Annotated in this window: 17 protein-coding genes; 12 read left to right on the top strand and 5 right to left on the bottom strand. The window is 72.6% G+C overall.

The genetic code is table 11. The annotated features are described in order from the left end of the window. Positions 1-141: 141 nt before the first annotated feature. Positions 142-510 (bottom strand): STAS domain-containing protein, encoded by a 369-nt coding sequence (locus tag AB0N03_RS20705; RefSeq protein WP_364373888.1) that lies wholly within the window; start codon positions 508-510, stop codon positions 142-144. 104 nt (positions 511-614) lie between these two features. Here AB0N03_RS20705 and AB0N03_RS20700 point away from each other — a divergent pair, with 104 nt between their 5' ends. The 7 genes from AB0N03_RS20700 (at position 615) to AB0N03_RS20670 (ending at position 6,813) form a co-directional block, all read left to right on the top strand. After that, the gene (locus AB0N03_RS20700) at positions 615-1,079 is read left to right on the top strand and encodes an SRPBCC family protein (protein ID WP_364373886.1); all 465 of its coding nucleotides are present in this window, start codon (positions 615-617) and stop codon (positions 1,077-1,079) included. Between the two features lie 33 nt (positions 1,080-1,112). Next, positions 1,113-1,922 carry a MerR family transcriptional regulator gene (locus tag AB0N03_RS20695; protein ID WP_364373883.1) on the top strand — a complete coding sequence of 270 codons (810 nt, stop codon included), beginning with the start codon at positions 1,113-1,115 and terminating at the stop codon, positions 1,920-1,922. A gap of 78 nt (positions 1,923-2,000) precedes the next feature. Next, entirely contained in the window at positions 2,001-2,441 is a 441-nt protein-coding gene (locus tag AB0N03_RS20690; protein ID WP_364373882.1) for an SRPBCC family protein, read from the top strand. Positions 2,442-2,520: 79 nt separating this feature from the next. Further along, positions 2,521-3,651, top strand: a complete 1,131-nt coding sequence (locus tag AB0N03_RS20685; protein WP_364374202.1) for a zinc-dependent alcohol dehydrogenase — start codon at positions 2,521-2,523, stop codon at positions 3,649-3,651. A gap of 14 nt (positions 3,652-3,665) precedes the next feature. Continuing rightward, positions 3,666-4,238, top strand: a complete 573-nt coding sequence (locus AB0N03_RS20680) for a hypothetical protein (protein WP_364373880.1) — start codon at positions 3,666-3,668, stop codon at positions 4,236-4,238. Positions 4,239-4,242: 4 nt separating this feature from the next. Then, positions 4,243-4,527: a hypothetical protein gene (locus AB0N03_RS20675; RefSeq protein WP_364373877.1), complete on the top strand. Its 285-nt coding sequence runs from the start codon at positions 4,243-4,245 to the stop codon at positions 4,525-4,527. 303 nt (positions 4,528-4,830) lie between these two features. Continuing rightward, the gene (locus AB0N03_RS20670) at positions 4,831-6,813 is read left to right on the top strand and encodes an amino acid transporter (RefSeq protein WP_364373875.1); all 1,983 of its coding nucleotides are present in this window, start codon (positions 4,831-4,833) and stop codon (positions 6,811-6,813) included. Here AB0N03_RS20670 and AB0N03_RS20665 read toward each other — a convergent pair. Both AB0N03_RS20665 and AB0N03_RS20660 read right to left on the bottom strand, forming a co-directional pair. Beyond that, positions 6,708-7,541: a cytochrome c oxidase assembly protein gene (locus AB0N03_RS20665; RefSeq protein WP_364373872.1), complete on the bottom strand. Its 834-nt coding sequence runs from the start codon at positions 7,539-7,541 to the stop codon at positions 6,708-6,710. The genes AB0N03_RS20670 and AB0N03_RS20665 overlap by 106 nt on opposite strands. Then, positions 7,538-7,984 (bottom strand): DUF2243 domain-containing protein, encoded by a 447-nt coding sequence (locus AB0N03_RS20660; RefSeq protein ID WP_364373869.1) that lies wholly within the window; start codon positions 7,982-7,984, stop codon positions 7,538-7,540. Before AB0N03_RS20660 ends, AB0N03_RS20665 begins: the two co-directional genes overlap by 4 nt. A gap of 136 nt (positions 7,985-8,120) precedes the next feature. Between AB0N03_RS20660 and AB0N03_RS20655 the strand changes: the two genes are divergently transcribed. The 3 genes from AB0N03_RS20655 to AB0N03_RS20645 are packed head-to-tail and all read left to right on the top strand — an operon-like array spanning position 8,121 to position 9,993. Beyond that, entirely contained in the window at positions 8,121-8,897 is a 777-nt protein-coding gene (locus AB0N03_RS20655; protein WP_364373867.1) for a hypothetical protein, read from the top strand. Further along, complete coding sequence (locus AB0N03_RS20650) at positions 8,897-9,355, top strand: phage holin family protein (RefSeq protein WP_364373864.1); 459 nt, start codon at positions 8,897-8,899, stop codon at positions 9,353-9,355. The genes AB0N03_RS20655 and AB0N03_RS20650 overlap by 1 nt, the downstream gene beginning before the upstream one ends. Further along, positions 9,352-9,993, top strand: coding sequence for a DUF3618 domain-containing protein (locus AB0N03_RS20645; protein WP_364373861.1), 642 nt, complete (start codon positions 9,352-9,354; stop codon positions 9,991-9,993). Before AB0N03_RS20650 ends, AB0N03_RS20645 begins: the two co-directional genes overlap by 4 nt. Before the next feature lie 52 nt (positions 9,994-10,045). On the opposite strand, the gene AB0N03_RS20640 is transcribed toward AB0N03_RS20645, so the two are convergent. Both AB0N03_RS20640 and AB0N03_RS20635 read right to left on the bottom strand, forming a co-directional pair. Beyond that, the gene (locus AB0N03_RS20640; RefSeq protein ID WP_364373858.1) at positions 10,046-11,818 is read right to left on the bottom strand and encodes a GMC family oxidoreductase N-terminal domain-containing protein; all 1,773 of its coding nucleotides are present in this window, start codon (positions 11,816-11,818) and stop codon (positions 10,046-10,048) included. Between the two features lie 12 nt (positions 11,819-11,830). Continuing rightward, positions 11,831-12,496 carry a hypothetical protein gene (locus AB0N03_RS20635; RefSeq protein WP_364373855.1) on the bottom strand — a complete coding sequence of 222 codons (666 nt, stop codon included), beginning with the start codon at positions 12,494-12,496 and terminating at the stop codon, positions 11,831-11,833. 245 nt (positions 12,497-12,741) lie between these two features. On the opposite strand from AB0N03_RS20635, the gene AB0N03_RS20630 reads away from it, so the two are divergent. Together AB0N03_RS20630 and AB0N03_RS20625 are read left to right on the top strand one after the other, a co-directional pair. Next, positions 12,742-14,244 carry a phosphodiester glycosidase family protein gene (locus tag AB0N03_RS20630; protein WP_364373852.1) on the top strand — a complete coding sequence of 501 codons (1,503 nt, stop codon included), beginning with the start codon at positions 12,742-12,744 and terminating at the stop codon, positions 14,242-14,244. A 24-nt stretch (positions 14,245-14,268) separates the two neighbouring features. Next, positions 14,269-14,880, top strand: coding sequence for a TMEM175 family protein (locus AB0N03_RS20625; RefSeq protein ID WP_364373849.1), 612 nt, complete (start codon positions 14,269-14,271; stop codon positions 14,878-14,880). Positions 14,881-15,042: the final 162 nt, after the last annotated feature.

The following is a 15,042-nucleotide window of genomic DNA, read 5'->3' as shown; positions in this document are numbered from 1 at the left end:
GTCGCCAGCCGTTCGGTCTGCTGCAAGGCGGTCTTCAAAGTGGCGGGATCGGGATCTTCGGCTCATTCCCGGCCTCCCACGCCCCGAATGAGTCATTCGCGACGTCCGGCCGTGCCCGGACTGCCCACTGGGGAGCAGAATTCACCGCTTGGGCTGCCGCCGGATCCAGTCGCAGGCGTCGTCGACCGTCGCGTGCAGGGCGAACGCCCCGTCCAGCCGGCTGAGCCGCACCACGCGCAGCACCGGGTGGCGGTCGGCGACCACCGCGAGCGGCACGCCGCCGTCGCCCGTCGCCGCGACGAGCTCGGCCAGCACCTGCAGGCCCGCCGAGCCGCAGAACCCGATCTCGTCCAGGTCGACGATGAGCGCACCCGGCCGGTCGTCCAGCACGGCCCGGGCCCGCGCCCGCAGCACCGGCGCCGTCCCGATGTCCAGGTCGCCGGCGGCCGCGACGACGACGGCTTCGGGCACGGTGCGCACCCGCACCGTCAGGGTCCGCTCCTCGGTCACCGCGTCCTCCTTCAGCCGGTACCGACCTTAAGTGGCGCGCATCGTTTTGTCATCGATTAGCCGGGTAACCGGGATCGGACCGCACCAGGAAGGAGACGCCCACGATGAGCACCGTGACCGAGACCGTAGACGTCGAAACCGACGTCACCACCGCGTACAACCAGTGGACCCAGTTCGAGTCGTTCCCGCACTTCATGGAAGGCGTCGACGAGATCCGGCAGCTCGACGACACGCACACGCGCTGGAAGATCAGCGTCGGCGGGCAGACCCGCGAATTCGACGCGACGATCACCGAGCAGCACCCGGACGAACGCGTCGCCTGGAAGTCGGACTCCGGCCCGAACCACGCCGGCGTCGTGACGTTCCACCGCCTCGACGACCGGCACACGCGGGTCACCGCGCAGCTGGACATCGACCCGGAGGGCTTCGTCGAGAACGTCGCCGACAAGCTCGGCATCCTCGACCGCCGGGTCAAGGGGGACATGGGCCGGTTCAAGACCTACATCGAGGAGCGCGGCGGCCGGGAAACCGGCGCGTGGCGAGGCGACGTCGAGCGGCCCGGGAGCTGAGCGGCCCGCCCGTTCCGGGTCCATGATGGAAAGATGAACCAGCCGGTCACCGCCCCCGCCGTCACCTGGATGGCGGGGGCGGTCGCCCGGATGCTCGGCGTGCCGGCGTCGACATTGCGCGCGTGGCACCGGCGCTACGACCTCCCGCTGTCCGCGCCGCAAACCGGCACCCACCGCCGTTACGCGCGTGCCGACGTCGACGCCCTGCTCCGCATGAAGCACCTGATCGAGCAGGGGCTCGGCACCGAGATCGCGGCCGCCCGCGCGTTCCACGCCGGCGGCGGCAGCGACGTCGGGACGCTGCTGACCGCGGTGCGGGCCCTGAAGATCGACACCGCGACGGCGCTGCTGGACGCGTGCCTGGTCGACCACGACGTCGTCGACACGTGGGAGCACCTGTGCCGCCCCGCGCTCGACGCGTTGTGCGGCGCCGACGCCGACCGCTGCGTCGACCTCGTGCACGGGCTCTCGTGGGCCATCGCCGCGGCCCTGCACCGCATCCCCACCCCGCGCAGCGCCGCCCCGCCGGTGCTGCTGGCGTGCGCCGACGGCGAGCGCCACACCCTTCCGCTGGAAGCGCTGCGCGCGGCACTGGCCGAACACAGCCGGGCGGCCGTGTTCCTGGGCGGGTCCATTCCGGACACGGCGCTGCGCGACGCGATCACCCGCACGCGCCCGGCGGCGGTGGTCCTGTGGAGCAGCCGCCCGGCGACGCCCCCTCGCCGGCTCCGCGCGCCCCGGCTCCTCCTCGCCGGACCCGGCTGGCCCAGCCGGACCGGGCGGGCCGAGCGGCCGGCGTCGCTCGGCGAGGCGGTCGCGCTGCTGACCGCCGTGCCCCGGTGAACGCGACACCCACCGCCGGGGTATTGCCGGATCCCCCGGGTAGCCGGGCGGAAACCGACCGCGAACCCGGAGGCCACCATGGAGAAAGTCACCCACCGCGTCGAAGTCGAGGCGCCCGCCCAGGCCTGCTACGACTGGTGGCGCCCGCTGACCCGGCTCCCGGAGATCTTCTCGGACGTCGAGTCCGTGGAGGCGATCACCGAGGACGGCTCCCGAACGCGCTGGAAGGTGTCCGGTCCGCTCGGCAAGACGATCGAGTGGGAAGCGGTGCTCACCGAAGACGCGGCACCCCACCGGCTCGCGTGGGCCACGGCCGACGACGCCGACCCGGACGTCCGCAACGCGGGTGTCGTGGTGTTCGAGGACAAGGGGAACGGGCGGACGGAACTCGAGGTCGGCCTCGACTACGCCCCGCCCGGCGGAAAGGCCGGCGAAGTCGTGGCCTCCCTGCTGGCGGACCCGCAGGCGAAGGTCGAGCGCGCTTGCACGGAGTTCAAGCGCGTGATCGAAACCCGCTGAGTCCCGCCGGTTAGGCGGCCCGGGCCGGGGTATGCCGTCCGCGCCGAACGAGATGTCCGTAGGAGGCGCTGTGCGTGCGATGGTGTATCGCGGGCCGTACAAGGTACGGGTCGAGGAGAAGGACGTCCCCGTCATCGAACACCCCGGTGACGCGATCGTCCGGGTCACGCTGGCCGCGATCTGCGGCTCGGACCTGCACCTCTACCACGGGATGATGCCGGACACCCGCGTCGGCATGACGTTCGGGCACGAGTTCATCGGCGTGGTCGAAGAAGTGGGTCCGGACGTGCGGAACCTCAAGCGCGGCGACCGCGTGATGGTGCCGTTCAACGTCTTCTGCGGAACGTGCTGGTTCTGCGCCCGGGGCCTGTACTCCAACTGCCACAACGTCAACCCGAACGCGACCGCCGTCGGCGGCATCTACGGCTACTCGCACACCTGCGGCGGGTACGACGGCGGGCAGGCCGAGTTCGTCCGGGTGCCCTTCGCCGACGTGGGGCCGACGGTGATCCCCGACTGGATGGACGACGAGGACGCGGTCCTGCTCACCGACGCGCTCGCCACCGGCTACTTCGGCGCCCAGCTCGGCGAAATCGTCGAGGGCGACGTCGTCGTGGTCTTCGGCGCCGGGCCGGTGGGGCTGTTCGCGGCGAAGTCGGCGTGGCTGATGGGGGCGGGCCGGGTCGTCGTCATCGACCACCTCGAGAACCGCCTGGAGAAGGCGCGCGCGTTCGCCCACGCCGAGACGTACAACTTCACCGAGTACGACGACATCGTCGTGCACCTGAAGAAGATCACCGACCACCTCGGCGCCGACGTCGCGATCGACGCGGTGGGCGCCGAGGCCGACGGCAACTTCACCCAGCACGTCACCGCGGCCAAGCTGAAGCTCCAGGGCGGCTCGCCGGTGGCGCTCAACTGGGCCATCGACGGCGTCCGCAAAGGCGGCACGATCTCGGTGATGGGCGCCTACGGCCCGATGTTCAGCGCCGTCAAGTTCGGCGACGCCCTCAACAAGGGCCTGACGCTGCGGATGAACCAGTGCCCGGTCAAGCGCCAGTGGCCGCGGCTGTTCGAGCACATCCGCAACGGCTACCTGAAGCCGAACGACATCGTCACCCACCGCATCCCGCTCGAGCACATCGCCGAGGGCTACCACATCTTCTCCGCCAAGCTGGACGGCTGCATCAAGCCGCTCATCGTCGTCTAGAAAGGGCAACGACCATGGCCTACACGTCGGAGCGCCCGCCGATCGCCGAGTCGAGCGACCAGTTGCGCGCGCGGATCCCGGGCTGGGGCGCCGACCTGGACCCGAAGAACCGGCCGTCGGTGCCGAAGCTGCAGTGGCAGGACGACCGCACCGGCGCGCACTGGGACTTCCCCGAGCGGCAGCCGGAGAAGTGGCCGCGGGAACGCTCGATCGAGCACAAGTTCCTGACCCCGGTGTTCGGGACGTCGTGCCCGCCGAAGGGCCTTTCCGGTGCGCTGCGCAAGGTGTCCTACCGCCGGTACAGCGAGGGCCGCGCGGCGCACTGGCTGCTCCTGCTGGCCGCCGACCGGGTGGACGCGTGGGAGAGCCACCTGCGCTCGTTCGCCACCCTCCGGCCGGACAACCCGATCACGGAGACGGGCGTGCTGAGCGAGTTCCGCCGGCACGGCCTCTCTTCGCGGATCGGGAAGAAGCGCGCGGACGTCAAGCACCTCTGGCTGGACCCGATCATCGTGGCGGGCCCGTGGGTGGCCGCGGCGGGTGTGGTCTTCTCGGCGGCCAGGGCCGTGGCGCGCCGCCGCCGGTGACGACGTGCCCGGCCCCGCGGTAGCCGCGTCCAGCCGGTGGACCGACGAAGAAGGGGTCCGCGAGCCCGGCGGCTTCGTGCACGCCTGGCGGTGCGGGACCAACCAGACGTTGTGCGGCGTCCCGCTGCACAAGGCCGGGCTGGAGTGGTTCCCCCACGTGCTGTGGATCGACGCCCGCTGGCCGGCCGACACCACCGGCGAGCGTTTGGTGCTGTGCCACCGCTGCGCGGCCGCGGTGGGCGACCGCCCGGAGCGGCGCCGCTGGACACGGCACCGGCCCCGGCCGTGACGTCGGTCCGGCCCGACGAGCGGGCCCGGCCGCGGTCGCGAGGATCAGCCCGCCCAGCGTGACCACCGTCCGGCCCGGCAGCGTCGGCCGTGGGGCCGGACTCCGCGCGCGGCGAAGCCCCCGTCAGCTCGCACCACCGTCCGGCCCCGGCACCGGCCGGCGCACGCCTGTTCACCCAGCCCCCTTGCACCCCGATACGTCCGATCCGCCCGAGCCGGCGCCACGCTCGGCGACCTGCGGCGCGGCGCCCGATCGGGGTCGGGCATCCTAGGACCCGCTGTGTCCAGCGATGAGGGGACGAGGATGGGTGCTTCACCCGAGGTGACCGTGCCGGCGAGCGTCGACAGCCCGGTACCGCCGAAGCCGCCGGCCTCCGGGCCGGCCCGTTGGCTGCTGGAGCACCGGGTGGCCCCGGTCGGCCGGCAGGGCGGCGAGGACCACGGCACGCCGCAGGCCTGGTGGAAGGTCATGTGCCTGACCGGCGTCGACTACTTCTCCACCCTCTCCTACCTGCCCGGGATCGCCGCGCTCGCCGCCGGGGCGCTCTCGCCGCTGGCGACGCTGCTGATCGTCGCGCTGACGCTGCTCGGCATGCTGCCGATGTACCGCCGCGTCGCCCGCGAAAGCCCGCACGGGCAGGGCTCGGTGGCGATGCTGGAGGACCTGCTGCCGTTCTGGCGCGGGAAGCTCTTCGTCCTCACCCTGCTGGGATTCGTCGCCACGTCGTGGATCATCACGATCACGCTGTCGTCGGCCGACGCCACCGTGCACATGCTGGAGAACCCGTACCTGCCGGGCTTCCTGCACGGCCACGCCGTGCTCATCACCGTCGTGCTGCTGCTGATCCTCGGCGGGGTGTTCCTGCTGGGCTTCAGCGAGGCGGTCGGCGTCGCCATCCCGCTCGTCGCGGTCTTCCTGCTGCTCAACGCCGTGGTCACGGTCGTCAGCGTGGTGGACCTGCTCGGCGACTCCGCGGACCTCTCCCGCTGGACCGACGCGCTGACCGCGGGCGGCGGCGGGTTCACCGGCGTCATCGGGCCGGCCGTGATCGCGTTCCCGCTGCTGGTGCTGGGCCTCTCGGGCTTCGAAACCGGGGTCAGCATGATGCCGCTGGTCGCCGCTTCCGGGAAGACCGCCGAAGAGCGGATGGAGTCCCGGGTCCGCAACACGCGCAAGCTGCTGACCGTCGCCGCGCTGATCATGTCGGTGTTCCTGATCGCGACGAGCTTCATCACGACCGTGCTGATCCCGGCGGACGCGTTCAAGGAAGGCGGCGAGGCCAACGGCCGGGCCATGGCCTACCTCGCCCACCACGAGCTGGGCGAGATCTTCGGCACCGCCTACGACATCAGCAGCGTCCTGATCCTGTGGTTCGCCGGCGCGTCGGCGATGGCCGGCCTGATCAACATCGTCCCGCGGTACCTGCCCTCCTACGGCATGGCGCCGGAGTGGGGCCGCGCGGTGCGGCCGGTGGTGATCGTCTACACGGTGATCAGCATCCTGATCACCGTCGCGTTCGGCGCCGACGTCAACGCGCAGGCCGGGGCCTACGCGACCGGGATCCTCGCGATGATGGTGTCGGGCGCCGTCGCGGTGACCATCTCGGCCATCCGGCGGAGTCAGCGCGGCGCGGCGATCGGGTTCGGCGTCCTGACGCTGGTGCTGCTGTACGCGCTCGTCGAGAACGTCATCGAAAAGCCGGACGGCATCGCCATCTCGGCCCTGTTCATCCTCGGGATCATCGTCGTCTCCCTGATTTCGCGGGTGTCGCGGACGACGGAGCTGCGGGCCGAGCGCATCGAGTTCGACGAGGAAGCTCGCCGGTTCATCACCGACTCGCTGGCCCACGACGGCCACCTGCACATCATCGCCAACAAGCGGCAGGGCGGCGACGAAGCCGAGTACTCGGCCAAGGAAGCCGAGCAGCGCTCGATGAACCCGGTCCCCGGCGCCGCCGACGTGCTGTTCCTCGAGATCGACGTCGTGGACCCGTCGGAGTTCAGCAACGTGCTCGAGGTGCGCGGCGTGGAGATCGACGGGTACCGCATCCTCCGCGCGAACAGCCCCGCGGCGCCGAACGCCATCGCGGCGGTCCTGCTCGCCCTGCGCGACGTCACGGGTGTCCGGCCGCAGTGCCACTTCGAGTGGGCCGAAGGAAACCCGCTCGGGCACCTGTTCCGCTACCTGATCCTGGGCCGCGGCGACACCGCGCCGGTGGTCCGGGAGATCATCCGCAGCGCGGAGAAGGACCCGGCCCGCCGGCCGGGCATCCACGTCGGCGGCTGACCGCGGCGCGCGGCCCGGCCCCGGGCCGCGTACCAGGTCAGCGCGACGACCAGGGCGAGGCCCAGCTCGACCACGTCACCGCCGTAGTACATGAGCTCGGCGCCGGCCTGCCGGTCGGCGGCCGCGAGCACCGTGCCCGGCGGTGGCGTGCGGTACAGCGTCTTGGCCAGCACGGCGTGCGCGGCCGCGGCCCCGATCAGAGCGACCGCACGCGGGGCGAGCCCGACCCGGTGGCGGACCGGGTCGAGCCGGCACACCGAAGCCGTGAAGAGCAGGCCGGCGAGGAAGACGTGCGCGTGGACCAGGACGTGCAGCACGGGCTCTCGGCCGGCCGCGGCGAAGAGGCCGGTCCGGTAGAGCAGCCAGAGGCCACCGGCTTCGAGGCCGGCCGCGACCGGCGGATACATCAGCACCGCGACCGGACGGGACCCGAGCACCGGCTTGAGCCGGCGGCGCGCCTCGGGTGACGCGCGCAGCAGCAACGTCATCGGGCGGCCGAGCACCAGCAGGAGCGGGGCCAGCATGCCGGTCAGGACGTGCTGCACCACGTGCCCGGTGAACCCGGGCACGCCCGGGAAGATCGCCGCGGCGACGCCGAGGGCGAACACGGCGTCCCGCGCCGGCGGCCACCGGTCGCCGCGGTCGCGCAGGCGCCACGCGCCCAGTTCGTAGGCGGCGAGTGCCGCCAGGGCCAGGAAAACCAGGACGTGTCCGTCGTGCACGATCACGCCACCTTCGCGCGGCGCAGAAGCAGCAGCCCGGCGGCCAACAGGAGCACCGCCACGACGTTCCACGTCCAGTCGTACGGCGTGAGGTCCACGTCGTACCGGATCTGGTGCAGGCCCAGCAGCTTGTGCTGGATCGTGCCGTCGTAGAGCTGGAAGCCGCCGGCGCCGGTCAGCGCACCGCCCGCGAGGGCCCGGCCGGACAGGCGGTCGCCCCGCCGCAGGTCGGCGACGAGCACCAGGCCGAACACGAGCGCGAACCACCCGAACGCGTGGAACAGCCCGTCGGAGACGAGCCCGGCGTCCGTCGTCGAACGGTCGTAGAAGTGGTGCCAGTGCAGCAACTGGTGGAACACCGTCTCGTCGACGAAGGCCGCGACGCCGACTCCGGCGAGCACGCCCGCCCACGCCGAACGGGCCCTCCTGACGTCGCCTCGCTCCGGCACCCGCACCACCTCCGGCATCAGGACTACCCACGTTCGCGCCGGACACGCACGCCGGTTTATCGCCGGAGTGCCCGGGTAGCCCGCCGCCCTAAGCAGCCGAGGGCACCGGAAGTGCCTCGCCCGCAAGGAGGTCGAGATGACACAGGGATCCGGCGGCCAGTCGCCGCCGTCGACGACGGACACCGCGAAGGACGAAGCACGCGAGGTGGCCACGACGGCCGCCGATCGCGGGAGTGAGGTGGCGCAGACCGCCGCGCAGGAAGTGAAACACGTCGCGGAGCACGCCCAGCGGGAAGCGCGCGACCTGCTCCGCGAAGGCCGGGACCAGCTGGAGGCCCAGGCCAGGGACGGCCAGCGGAAGGCGGCGCAGAGCCTCCACGAGCTGGCCGGTCAGCTGGACCGGATGGCCGAGCAGGCCGACTCCCCCGGCGTCGCCGCCGACGTCGCGCGGCAGGTGTCCGGCCGGACCCGGACGGTCGCGGACTGGCTGGAGCACCGCGAGCCCGGCGACCTGCTCGACGAGGTGCGGCGCTTCGCCCGCCGCCGTCCGGGCGCGTTCCTGGTGGGCGCGGCCGTGGCGGGCGCCGTCGTCGGGCGGCTCACGCGGGGTGTCGTCGCACAGCAGCAGGAGAACTCCGGGAGCTCACCGAACGGGCAGGCGGCCGCGGCCGCCCCGCCGCCGCACTCCGGGCCGGCCGGGATCCCACCGGTGCCGCCGGCTCCCGGGCCGGGCGGGACGGGGTATCCGCCTCCGGTCGCTCCGGGCGGGTACAACGCACCGCAGCCCGGCCCCGGCGGTGTCGCGCCGCAGCCCGCGCCCGGCGGCTTCACCGCGCCGCAGCCGGGTGGCCCCGTCGCGCCGGACCCCCTTCCGCAGCCCACCCGCTACTCCACACCCGGGCAGGTGCCGTGATGACGCAGCCCCCCGGCCTCCCGCCGCAAGCGGTCCCGCCGCCGGCGGTCCCCCCGCAGGCGGCCCCACCGGTCGACGTCGCCGACTCCTCCGTCGGCGAGCTGATGTCCAACGTCATGAAGGACGTCTCCACCCTGCTGCGGCAGGAGATGGCGCTGGCCAAGGCCGAGGTGAAGACCGAAGCCACCAAGGCCGCCAAGGGCGCGGGCATGTTCGGCGGCGCCGGGTTCGCCGGCTACATGGTCCTGCTGTTCCTGTCCGTCGCGCTCTGGCAAGGCTTGGAGAACGTGATGGACGGCGGCTGGGCCTCGCTCATCGTCGCGGCCCTGTGGGCGATCATCGGCGCGGTCCTCTACGCCACCGGGCGCAGCGAATTCCGCCGGGTCAACCCCAAACCCGAACGCACCGTCGAGACCCTGCAACGGGTTCCGGACGCACTGAAAGGCGAACGATCATGACCGAACCCGACCGGATCCGCCGTGAGATCGAAGGCACGCAACGGAACCTGAGCACCGACGTCAACGCGCTGACCGAAAAGGTGAGTCCCGGCCGCATCATGGAGCGCCGGGTCGGCCGGCTGCGCACGGCGTTCGGCAGCGCGAGGGACCGCGTCATGGGCACGGCTTCCGACCACGCGTCGACGGCCGGCGACAAGGTGGGTTCCGTAGCCTCCACCGCGCAGGACAAGGCGAGCTCGGTCGCGTCCACCGCGCAGGACAAGGTGAGCTCCGCGGCCGACGCCGTGTCGGAGGCCCCGGAGCAGATCCGCCGCGGCACCCAGGGCAACCCCTTGGCCGCCGGCCTGATCGCGTTCGGCGCCGGCTGGCTGGTGTCGTCCCTGCTGCCGGCGAGCGAGCCGGAACGCAAGCTGGCGGGCCAGGCGACGGACCTGGCGCGCGAGCAGCTGGCCCCGGTGGCCAAGCACGCGGCCGAAGAGCTCAAGGAGAACCTGCGCGAGCCGGCGCAGCAGGCCGTCGAGTCGGTGCGTTCCGAGGCCACCGACAGCGCGTCGACCGTCAAGGAAGAGGCGCAGTCCGCGACCGGTGACGTCACCGACCGGGCGCAGGAGGCCCAGCAGAACGTCCGTTCGTCGTGAGAACCCGGGGCACGGCGCGCACCGCAGGGTCGCGCCGTGCCCCGCCCGGGCGTCAGAGGCCCCGGGCCAGGACCGCCTGCGTGACCCGGTCGTCGATGGACGAAGTCGGGGCTTCCGTCGCCACCCACGGATCGCCGCCGAAGTAGCGCCGGAAGATGTTTTCCGCGGTGCGGGTGGCCACCGCCTGGGTGGTGAGCGTCGGATTGGCGCCGCCTGCGGCGTTGGCCAGCGCCGAGTTGTCGGCGACGAACAGCCGGTCCACCCAGCGGGCCTCGCCCGTGCTGTCCAGCACGGAGTCGGCCGCGTCGAGGCCCATCCGCATGCTCGACTGCACGTGGAGCAGCAGCGGCGCCCAGTCGAGGCGGTGCACGCTCCGCGCCCCCGCGAGCCGCAGCAGTTCCGCCGACCGCGCGGCCAGGAATTCGCGGTTGCGCCGGGTCCGGGCCGTGCGGGCGCGGTGGCGGACCTCGACGCGCGGGACGGGCCCGTGCGGGTCCGGCGGGATGATCGCCGACCGCGTCACCCGGTTCTCGGGCTGGACGTCGTCGTCGGTGACGACCAGCGCCGTGAGCAGCTTGTTGACGTCGCCCAGCGCCGTCTTGAGGTCATCGCCCACGAGGCGGCCGAGCGTGTCGGCGCCCTGGGGACCGACGCCCGCGCCGTTGTCGTAGTAGCCGGACATCCCGGCGTCGCTGTAGGCGAAGGCGAAGGCTTGCAACGCCGGCGGCAGGCAGACGTTCTCCACCCCGCCGTAGCCGGGGAAGTCGAGGCGGCAGTTGGAACCCGCGCCCTTCGACTCCCCGGTGTACTCGTCGAACGTGCCGACGACCCAGTCGAGGTGGTGCTCGGTCAGCCCGCGCCCGACCCAGTCGTTGGGGTTGGGCAGCCCGCTGTTGAGCCACAGCCGCGGATTTTCGACACAGCCGCCGGCCAGCACCACCACGCGTGCCTCGACGGTGTGCAGGACCCCGTCCGGCGTGCGGTAGACGACTCCGCGGGCCGCCGTGCGCGAACCGGCCGGCTCCGACAGCACCCGCACGACGTAGGCGTCCGTGACGAGCTCCGCCGCGCGGCCGCCGGGCGACCACGCGTCGGCGGTGAGCATCATGGGGACGTAGGAGTTGTCGGTGGACCGCTTGGCCTTGAGGTTGCGCGGCGCGTGCCGCGGTTCGAGGCAGCCCTGGAAGCAGTGCCCGCAGAAGGTGCAGCCCCGCGCTTCCGGGAACAGCAGCCGTGCGGGGTCGTCGGTGCGGCCGGCGGTGCCCTGGGGCTGCAGGATCGCGTTTTCCTGCGCCCGGTAGGCCGGTCCGCGCAGGTCCTTCCACGTCTGGTGCGTCAGGCCCATCCGCTCGGCGCCGCGGAAGAAGACGGCTTCCTTGGTGCCCATGGGTGCGGTGCGCACCGGCAGCGTCTCTTCGCACCACTCGTAGTACGGCCGGAGTTCGTTGTACGAAAACGGGAACACGTGCGCGGTGTCGTACTCGGCCCGGTCGGCGCCTTCGTAGCCGGCGAACGCGCCGGCCGGCGGGCGCGGACAGTTGCCGAAGTAGTGCAGCGTCGTCCCGCCGACGCCGGCGATCTGCCAGACGAACGAGTTCTGCGGGAAGTCCCGCAGCCACGGCGCTTCTTCGCGTCGCGACGGCCCGACCCGGAACCGCCCGGTGATCGGGTCGTTGGTGTCGTCCTCCAGCCGCGTCCACTCCTCCTCGGGACGCAGGTGCCGCGCTCCGGCTTCGAGCACGAGCACGTCGAGCCCGCGGGCGGCCAGCTCCTTGGCCACGACGGGTCCCCCGCCGCCGGCCCCGACGATCACGATGTCGCGCATGACGGCGTCCTCTCAGTCCGGTACCCGGTCGATTCCCCGGTAATAACCGCGGAATTCGTTCCACCCCTCGCCGATCCCCTGGTAGGCGCTGATCCGCCAGCCCACCGGAACGGCCGTCAGCCGGTTCGTGGCGCGGTCGAAGACGGCCGCTTCGGAATAGGCGATGAACGCGGCCAGCGTCGGAAGGGTGTCGAGGATGAAGCGCACGGGCGTACCGTCAGCGAGCCCGGGTTCCGCCAACCGGCGGAACACCTCGACCTTGTCCGCGAAGGAAAGATTGGCGAACGCGGCGGCGAACGGCCCCAGCGCGGCAGCCGGCGCGACCTCGACCGCGACGAGGTTCAGGATGGCCGCGACGGCCGCCGCCCCGGGCAGGTTCAGGTCGAAGGGCCGGCCGACGATCGGATAGGGGATGGCCTGGTCGTAGACGTACTGCAGCGCCGGCCCGGCGCCCGCGGCGACCCCGCCGTCCGAGGTGGAGGTCTCCCCTTGGCGGACGGAGAAGGGGTCCCCGCCCGGCACGAGGAAGGCGACGAGCCCGTCGAAGGCGTCGTCGATGGGCGGCAGGCCGGCCGCCTCGCCCGCGCCGCCACCGAACGCGAGCAGCAGCGGAATCGCCGCGGCCCCGCCCAGCAACGCGCGACGCCGGATCGGAAACGGTTCTTCGGAAACTGACATGATCACCACCGCGTTTCGCGTCCATTCATCGAAATGCGTTCGCGGACAACGACTTTAAACGGATTCACGGTCGTCGTCGGTCGCGGTGCGCGGACCACCCGATCGGCCGCCGGGCCGTTGTGGCCGGCGACGAAATCCCGGCCACTTCTCGCTTCTCCGGGTGACAACTCCCCGGGTTAAACGCGGCAAGTGGTGTACACCGGAAGTTCGTGCGCGAGCCACCCCGGCGGGGTAGCTTGCTTCGCGTGAAGACTCCGGCGCCGCTCGTCCTGGCCCTGTCCGCCGCGCTCACCCTGGCGCTCGGCTCACCCGCCTCCGCCGCCGGTGACCTGCTCGCGCCGGGACTGACCGTCTCCACCACCGTCACCGGGGCGGGCACCGGGCACAACACCTGGACCGTCACCGCGCAGGTGCCCGGGGGTTCCAGCCCCGATCCGGACGCGCCGCCGTCCGCGCTCGGGACCCGCGAGCACGCCGAGACGCTGACGACCGCCTTGCGCGCCAAGGGTTTCGCCGCCCGCGCCGAGCGGGTCGACTGGCCCGCGTTCGCCGACACTCCGCGCGGAGCCCTCGGCTGGCGCGTGCGAGTCGGTTCCTTCGCCGACCGCGCGCAGGCCGTCGCCACCGCGAGCGCCATGACCGCGAACGGCTTCACCGACGCCGTCGAATGGACCGGCCAGGACGGCCCCGAAGCCCAGGGCCCGCAGCGCGTCCGGGTCGCCGTCGTCGATCCGCGGCGGTTCCGCGGCGACGTCGTCGCCTCGCACGGCGAGTCGGTGGCCGGGCGGCGCACGACGTCGGCCCTGTCGGCCGCCGCGGGCGCGCTCGTCGGGACCAACGGCGGCTTCTTCGTCATCGACCCGCGCGACGGCATCCCCGGCGAACCGGCCGGCGTCGGCGTCTACCAGGGCCTCCTGCAGAGCGAAGCCACCGCCGGGCGGCCCGCGCTGCTGCTCGGGGACCGGCCGGCGATCGGCGTTCCGCGGACCGTGCTCACCGTCGGCGGTCACGAAGTCAACGGCGTCAACCGCAAGCCCGGCCTCATCCGCAACTGCGGCGAGCCCGGCGACGTCCCGACCGACCGGCCGCTGCACGACACGACCTGCACCCACCCCGACGAGCTGGTGCTCTTCACCCCGCAGCTGGGCACGCCGACCCCGGCCGGTGCCGGCGTCGAAGCCGTGCTGGACGCCCGCGACGTCGTCACGGCGGTGCGTCCCGCGGGCGGCGACGTGCCCGCGGGCGGGCACACCGTGCAGGGCATCGGCGCGGCGGCGACGTGGCTGAGCGACCACGCGCGGCCGGGCACGAGGCTGCCGGTCGGGACGCGGATCTTCGAAGCCGGCCGGCCGATCCACCCCACCGGCGTGGTCAACGGCGGCCCGTGGCTGGTCCGCGGCGGCCGGATCGCGGTGAACGCGGCGGCGGACGGCATCGCGCACCCGGGCGACCCATCGTTCGGGTACGGCTGGGGCGTCAAGCGCAACCCGCGCACGATGGTCGGCCTCGACCGCCAGGGGCGGCTGCTGATCGTCACGGCCGACGGCCGTCAGCCGGGGTTCGCCGAGGGTCTGTCCCTCATCGAGGGCGCGAAGCTGATGGCGCGGCTGGGCGCGGTGACCGCGATCAACCTCGACGGCGGCGGTTCGACGGCGATGGCGATCGACGGCAAGCTCGTCAGCTCCCCCTCGGACGCGACCGGCGAACGCCCGGTCGGCGATGCGCTGCTGGTGCTGCCGCGACGGTGATCCACCGGGTGGTTGGATGGCCGCGTGGAGCAGAAGAAATCATCCGAGCGGCTGGTGTTCTTCACCGACGCCGTGGTCGCGATCGCGCTGACGTTGCTGGTCCTGCCGCTCACCGAGCTGGTGCCGGAGCTGATCGCGGAGCACCGGCCCGCGCTGGAGGCCGTGACCGACAACTGGCCGAAGATCTTCAGCTTCCTGCTGAGCTTCGTCGTCATCGGCCGGTTCTGGTCCGTCCACCACACCATTTTCGAGCACGTGCGCTCGTACAGCACCGCGCTCCTGCGCGCGAACTTCTGCTGGCTGCTGACGATCGCCGTGCTGCCCTTCCCGACCGAGCTGATCGGCGCGTACCAGACCGAGCGCTTCACCGCGGTGTTCTACCTGGGGACGCTGCTGGCCAGCAGCGTGGCCAGCACCGCGCTGGTGGTCATCGTCCGCCGCGACCCGCAGGTCCACGGGGACGCCGAGCCGGTGTCGGACGCGGCGTTCTGGAACTACGTGGTCAGCACGGCCGTGTTCGCGCTCGCGGTCGTGGTCGCGCTCATCAAGCCCGGTTTCGGCTATTACGTCCTGTTGCTGCTGCTGGTCCCGGGGAGGCTCGTCCGCTGGGTGCTGGGGCGCCGCCCCGCCCGGTAAATCGGTTGGGCGGGACGACGGCGGCGCGCTATCGTGCCGGTGACCGTGACTCGACGCCGGGAGGTGAGCCCCATGAACGCTGTTTCGATGTGGGTGCTCCCCTCGTCGTCACGGTCGGGCGACTGACGTAGGGGTCGCCGGGAGCGCTTCGAGCACTCCCGA

This window comes from Amycolatopsis sp. NPDC051061 (assembly GCF_040682935.1).
In the GTDB taxonomy this organism is placed as follows: Bacteria; Actinomycetota; Actinomycetes; order Mycobacteriales; family Pseudonocardiaceae; genus Amycolatopsis.
Note: the sequence above shows the minus strand (reverse complement) of the source record. Positions and strands in the feature narration are given on the sequence as shown.

Coding starts and splice junctions, on each gene's coding strand:
- AB0N03_RS20635 (WP_364373855.1), bottom strand. CDS start 12,496: ATGTCAGTTTCCGAAGAACCGTTTCCGATCCGGCGTCGCGCGTTGCTG.
- AB0N03_RS20700 (WP_364373886.1), top strand. CDS start 615: ATGAGCACCGTGACCGAGACCGTAGACGTCGAAACCGACGTCACCACC.
- AB0N03_RS20670 (WP_364373875.1), top strand. CDS start 4,831: ATGGGTGCTTCACCCGAGGTGACCGTGCCGGCGAGCGTCGACAGCCCG.
- AB0N03_RS20690 (WP_364373882.1), top strand. CDS start 2,001: ATGGAGAAAGTCACCCACCGCGTCGAAGTCGAGGCGCCCGCCCAGGCC.
- AB0N03_RS20645 (WP_364373861.1), top strand. CDS start 9,352: ATGACCGAACCCGACCGGATCCGCCGTGAGATCGAAGGCACGCAACGG.
- AB0N03_RS20680 (WP_364373880.1), top strand. CDS start 3,666: ATGGCCTACACGTCGGAGCGCCCGCCGATCGCCGAGTCGAGCGACCAG.
- AB0N03_RS20650 (WP_364373864.1), top strand. CDS start 8,897: ATGACGCAGCCCCCCGGCCTCCCGCCGCAAGCGGTCCCGCCGCCGGCG.
- AB0N03_RS20640 (WP_364373858.1), bottom strand. CDS start 11,818: ATGCGCGACATCGTGATCGTCGGGGCCGGCGGCGGGGGACCCGTCGTG.
- AB0N03_RS20655 (WP_364373867.1), top strand. CDS start 8,121: ATGACACAGGGATCCGGCGGCCAGTCGCCGCCGTCGACGACGGACACC.
- AB0N03_RS20685 (WP_364374202.1), top strand. CDS start 2,521: ATGGTGTATCGCGGGCCGTACAAGGTACGGGTCGAGGAGAAGGACGTC.
- AB0N03_RS20695 (WP_364373883.1), top strand. CDS start 1,113: ATGAACCAGCCGGTCACCGCCCCCGCCGTCACCTGGATGGCGGGGGCG.